Below are 5,855 nucleotides of genomic sequence, written 5' to 3'. Positions count from 1 at the left end.
ACCACACATTCTAGACGATAGCTTCTAACCATTCCGCCACTAGCAAGAGGAACTGATACTGAGGTCATACATCCTTGAATATCTGCCCAATTAAACTCTTTAACACTGATCTCTTTGGCTCTAAAAGGGGAACGAGTAAAAATTTCCCATAAACCAAAATATAAAATAAAATGATCATAAATATAAACCTTACCCGTTTTACGATTTAATCGTATTGGGCAATCTTCAGGAGCAAAAATAACACTCAAAAACATCTGAAAGAAAAAATAAATCAAAAAAAAACCTATAAAACAGCACATTAACAACAACATTTCATGTTTAGTTCCCCTCAAAACACTTGGTAAAGTTAAATAGAGTGCAAATATTAAAAATAAAATAACTATTAATGAAAAAAAAATAGTCACCAAACGAAAAAAAAATCTCATTCCTGTAAAACTTCTTGAAAATTCACAATAATCATCATTAGCATAACGTAGTTTTTTATTATTACTTAAATGTAATTGTGTTGTATATATTCCTTTATGCAAATCTTCGCGCCATGCGGAAATTTGTGGTTGATATTTGGATGGCATTATTACGTTCTCCTTTTTAATTGATAATATGTTCAATGCGTAGTGGCGATTTGGCGTCTTTACCTTGCCAGTAATGTAATATGCCAATCACTTTTTTCGCTTTTACCCTTAATTCGGCAACTTTTTGGTCTATTACCACGGTATCATTTATATTTGATTCGATAGGATAATCTTTAGAAGCAACCCAGCGCACTAAGTCATAATTACATTGATTGGGTGATACCGTAACATTCAGATTTTTATCGTCTTTACCTTTTACAATTTGGACCTTAGCCGATTGCTCTTCAGAATCTGTTAGATAGACCATACAGGTATAACGGCTGTGCGCATCGAAATTGGGCAGTTTAATATGCACATGTAGCCCACCGGCATAAATTAATGCAGCGTTTTCATCTGAATCATTACGAATATCGTCCAAAAAGAACTCCATATCATAAGGTTGATAATTTAAAGCCAAATAAACACCTGAAAGATAGGCAAAATAGTCATTTAACGCCGCACTGGTGCCAACAGCGGTGAGAGGATAAGGCCCCCCTTTTTCTTGATGTTCATGTTTCCCAAAATAGCAACGATTAAACCAAATTTGCAGCGGTGACCAACGATCGGCTTCTGAGCCTATATACACCAAAATTACACCAATAATGGCTATTGCTATGGCTAAAATCGCAACCGAAAGGGTAAGAGAAAATATTGCACCATACAAAGTTATGCCTCCAGATAGAGAAGAAAGTATTCCTCCCCAAATAATTAATTCGCCATCATCACTATCACCATTTTTCGCATAACAATACCCTTTATAAATATCCATGACCCCATTCAATATTGTAATTAGCGCTAGCGTTCCCCCGGTGACTTTTATAAATTTCTCACAACCCGGTATCATGGTGGTAAAGATATTGGTTTTGGGTAATACACTACCAACTAGCTTAATCGTGTGGGCCATTACTTCAGCCGACATTAACGACATAATTACACCAGTTTTTGCCATGTCATTAAGAATTTCCTCTTTCACATCTTGCCGCATGTCACGCCCTGCAGCCTCGAGTGCTTGCCTATTTTGACTGAATAGGTGACCTTGTAAAAATATCATTATCCCATTCATCAAAATCCCTTTTGAGGCATCGAACTTAATTCGCCGTTTGGCTTGTACCATTGCTATTTCAAGGTCAGCTAAGGTTAGCTCGCCACTAAATTGGTGAGCGTGTTTAATTTCAGCGTCTAACACCTTTTTGGCTTTGGCAAGGGTGGTTTCTTTTAAATTGCCGCCTTTTTTCAACTCATCAATCATGTTATTCATTGAGGCTATATCATCAGCTACTACCATAAACTCCATTTGAACCGTTTTTTCGAGCTGTTTTTTAGTCAGTTGGCTTTCAAATTGCCAACGCTTATCGGCATCCGATACTCTTGATAGCTTATACAGCTTGGAATTTTTATCAATGCTCACCGTTGATACATCTGAATGATCCATCAAAATTTCATAAACTTTGGGTAGGTTTTTAATTTTGACCGGTAAACTTATACGCCTATTTTCAATACCCGAAAACATTTTAAGCAGTTCTGTGCCATGATCTTTCATTAAGACGTCATTAATTAACTTAGCGTTCTTTGGTGGATTAGCAGCACCAGCAGCCATCCAATTCATTAATACTTCCATTTTATCCACAAATAAGGTCGTATTTTTCGCATCAATTGGCAAATTCAAAATATCGTTAATTTTGCCCACTAATTCATTGAGAATTGTTACGTTCGTTTTGTGGTTTGCTGCATCTTGATTTTGCTCCATTTCATCGGTACGTTGTTTTAGTAGCCATTCATACAGGTTATTGTCCTGACCTTTTAACAGATGAAAATAGATGGAATTTTCGTCTCGTAATAGGCTGTCCCATAAGCCAAACTGTTCAGGTAGCTTCGCCATTGTTATATTACCTTGTAATATGGTAGTAATATCTTCAAAATAGCCTAAGTGGTCTTTAGAGTAGTCGTTTTCTTGTTCCCGTTTCCAAAACTCAACTTGGTTATAGTTGGTCAGTCCAGCTGGGGCATATTTAGACGGTTTATCTTTTGAGCCAAAAAGCCAAGTAACATAAACTAAATAATCGATTGATATTTTGCGGATGTCTTTAACTATTTCGTCAAATAGTTGTTTTTCTTCTTGGCGAAATGCGCCTAGTTTACCCTTATCCAGCCGTGCATCGAGTTTTGCCCATTCCTTTTTAAATTTGCTTTCAGCTGCATTATCCAATGTCCAATGAAATCGTCTTACATCAACAGCTGGTATGGCGGATTTATGCTTTGTGAGTAGTTCTTTTTTTTCTGCTTCTGATAAGGCAACTTCTTTATATCCATTTTCTTGTAACGTTTTGATAGTATTATAATAAGAATTCTTCGCACCTTTATAATTAGAGCCTGGTTCATAGGCATCGTAATATTTTGGCTGAGTGTCAGCGCCTTCATAATCTTTGTCTATAACTTCATTACAATAGTTCTTTAATCCTTTTTTATAAGCGTCAATACAAGACACAATCCTGCGTTTATAGCCACGCTCAGTAGAAAAATATTTATGATAATATTTGGAGGTATCTGTATTGGGTCTTAGGGGGACTGTTATTGCTTGTGACTGTGCGGTGTCACTTTGATTGTCATCAATATTAGGATTTATAAGGCTTTGAAAATAATCTTTTGCATATGGAAACAGCTGTGGTAACTCATCAGACGCATTTAACCAGTTATCTGATGGCGTATAATCTGCTATTTTTTCGTTATAGGCATCAGTTAATTTTTTCTCTATTTCTCGTTCGTGCTCTAAAAAGGCATTATTAATAGGATCAAAGTTCCGAAATCGTTGAGCATTCAGCTCTTCGGCTATGCCGAAGGTGTCTTCTAGCACAATGCAACCTATTGTACATTGATACTGCTTTTCAAATTTTGCGGCTATATTTGCAATTGCGTTTAAATTATCTTTATCTGAATAATCATAAAATTCATGTGCACTTGGAAAACGTACGTTAAAATCTTTTTTGTCAAAGAAAAACTCAGGTAAATAAGGTGCTTTATTCTTGTCAAGTAAATCGTTGAAAGCAAAGCTACGTCCGTCGGTTAAATCGGTAGGATTGTTTCGCGTTTTGTCGTTTATCGTTACTTGGGTGAATCGTCTTAAATCAGCATCTGGAGAACGGTAATAATCTTCAATATCTTTTGACCAAGCTCGACGGCTATAAGCTATCCATACCGTGGCATTTAATACATCAATATTGGCAAAAATAGCGGGGATATTGTGGTTCTTTTCAGTGCATTTTTCAGCTAAATCTTCAATTTCGTATTTTTTCATATGGTAAATGGATCGATGCCGTAATGCTCCTTTCGAGGTCACTTCGTAGCCTAATAATTTTCGAATGCCATTTTGTTCCATTAATACATAAACATATCCTTTGCGTAACATTCTTAAAGCGTATTTATGCTTCGTTAGTGCCACGTTAGGGCGCCTATCAGCTAATTTGGGTACGTTTTCTGACCAGTCTATACCGTGGTAAGCATTGGGATTAATAACCGATTGGCGAACTAAAAAAAATGGCATGCCGTTTCGTTGACAAGTACCACATCCACCATCGGCCATTGCTGAAGTGTTTTTTGCTTCAGTAAAAATATTAGGGTCAATTTTTTCCATGATATATTCCTTTGTTATTATTGTTCTAGCTCTATTTGACTTAAATGCTGTGCTAAAGTACCTGGTTCATCTATTGCTTTAGCTATCGCGGCTTTTAACGATTTGGGATCTAATCGGTTTTTATAGCGCATAAGCACCAATGATAATGTAAATAGATCGTTGCTATCTTCTAACCCTTCTATTTTTGCTTTGTTATAAAAATCTGCTAATAATAATATGTCTGAATCTTCAATATTTTTATTTTGATTTTCACAGATATTTTGCCAAGCTACAGTTAAGTGATATAACTGAACAGATTGTTTTAAAAAAGTTTTAGTTTCTTCTGTTACAAATAGATCAAAGGGTTCAGGGGTATAAGATAATGATTGAATAACCTGCAAATGATTGGTGAAGGATGTAAAACAGTAAGTACTACAGCAATTTAATAAAGTTGGTAACCAATCAGGACAAATTTTATTGCCTTCTTGCAATAAAAACATTCTAAACGGTTCATAAAAAGGAACAAAACGAACTCCAATTAATTGACCTAACTTTAAACCGATGTTAATCAGTTGCTCACTTAAAAACTGGGGGGCGTTTTCGCTAACTATACAGCCACACAAATATCGTTTTGGTAGCGAACCTTCTTCCTTTAGTTGATTACTAATAAAATGAACTAATCTTTTATTGATTGGTTCATCAGGTTTTGCGATCACAACTAACTTTGGGCAATGACGTGGATCGTGGGCTAAATCAGGTCTTAGCACAACTTGGATAGCTTCTTTACCTAGATTTTCTTGCAAACTGTCCATCGATAATAGATGAAAATAACTGAGCGAAACTAGGTTATCAATTAATAGATAACGATACTGCTTGCGTGCTTTTTCATTCTCTAAAAGAGTGAGTATTTGCTTTTCCATTATGCTGACTCCGAACAAGTATCGCCTTTTGGCAAATTGGTTTTTTCCACTTGATAATTTGATGGCCCTAATATACGAAAGCTAGCAGATTCAATCTGAACATCACCTGGTGCTAGCATTTTTATACCGCCATTTTCAATTACAATAGCAACATCATCACATGCCAATACAAGTTTTTTCTTGGCTGATATAATTACTTCGCTGTCGGTGCTGGTAATTGTCATATTTTGTTTTGAACTTAATTGCATTTCATCATTTTGAGCCTGTATTTCGACATTACCTTGCGAAGCAAATAGCTTTATGCCCATTTTGTTGGCAAATAGGCTTATCATGTTACCCGCAGTGACCATAAAGCGTTTAAACGCACTAACATCAACCGTGTTTTGTGCTGTCTGGATAATGTTTTCACCTGCGGTGTGTTGAATTGAACTTGGGGTGACATCCGCCATGCCAGCTGGTGCGTAAGTGAGTATTCCCGGTTGTTTTAGTTCTTTTAAGCTTTGTTCAAATAGCTGTTTTTGGGTTTGTAAATCAGCCAGTTCAGCTTTGGCGGCCTCGGCAAGTTCATTGAGCCGTTTAACCATTTCAGTCGCTTGCGCTAGTTCTTTAATAGCATTGTCCATTTGTAGCTGTATATGACTTGCTTGCGTTTGTTCTTCACTGGTAATATACAGCCCTTTACCCGCTCTTATCGCGCCCCATTCGTCGGTGCGTAGT

At 36.4% G+C, this 5,855-nt stretch carries 4 protein-coding genes; all 4 read right to left on the bottom strand.

Annotated features, from left to right (window positions below):
- A partial coding sequence (locus B9N71_RS09870; protein ID WP_208610480.1) for a DUF6708 domain-containing protein occupies positions 1-572 on the bottom strand: 572 nt, incomplete at its 3' end.
- 16 nt (positions 573-588) lie between these two features.
- Positions 589-4,239 (bottom strand): toxin VasX, encoded by a 3,651-nt coding sequence (locus B9N71_RS09865; protein WP_085165810.1) that lies wholly within the window; start codon positions 4,237-4,239, stop codon positions 589-591.
- Positions 4,240-4,256: 17 nt separating this feature from the next.
- Positions 4,257-5,138: a hypothetical protein gene (locus B9N71_RS09860; RefSeq protein WP_085165809.1), complete on the bottom strand. Its 882-nt coding sequence runs from the start codon at positions 5,136-5,138 to the stop codon at positions 4,257-4,259.
- Positions 5,138-5,855 (bottom strand): DUF2345 domain-containing protein (locus B9N71_RS09855; RefSeq protein ID WP_143422108.1); only part of this gene is annotated, 718 nt, incomplete at its 5' end. The genes B9N71_RS09855 and B9N71_RS09860, both read right to left, overlap by 1 nt.

Origin of the sequence: Gilliamella bombi, assembly GCF_900103255.1 — a bacterium.
In the GTDB taxonomy this organism is placed as follows: Bacteria; Pseudomonadota; Gammaproteobacteria; order Enterobacterales; family Orbaceae; genus Gilliamella; species Gilliamella bombi.
Note: the sequence above shows the minus strand (reverse complement) of the source record. Positions and strands in the feature narration are given on the sequence as shown.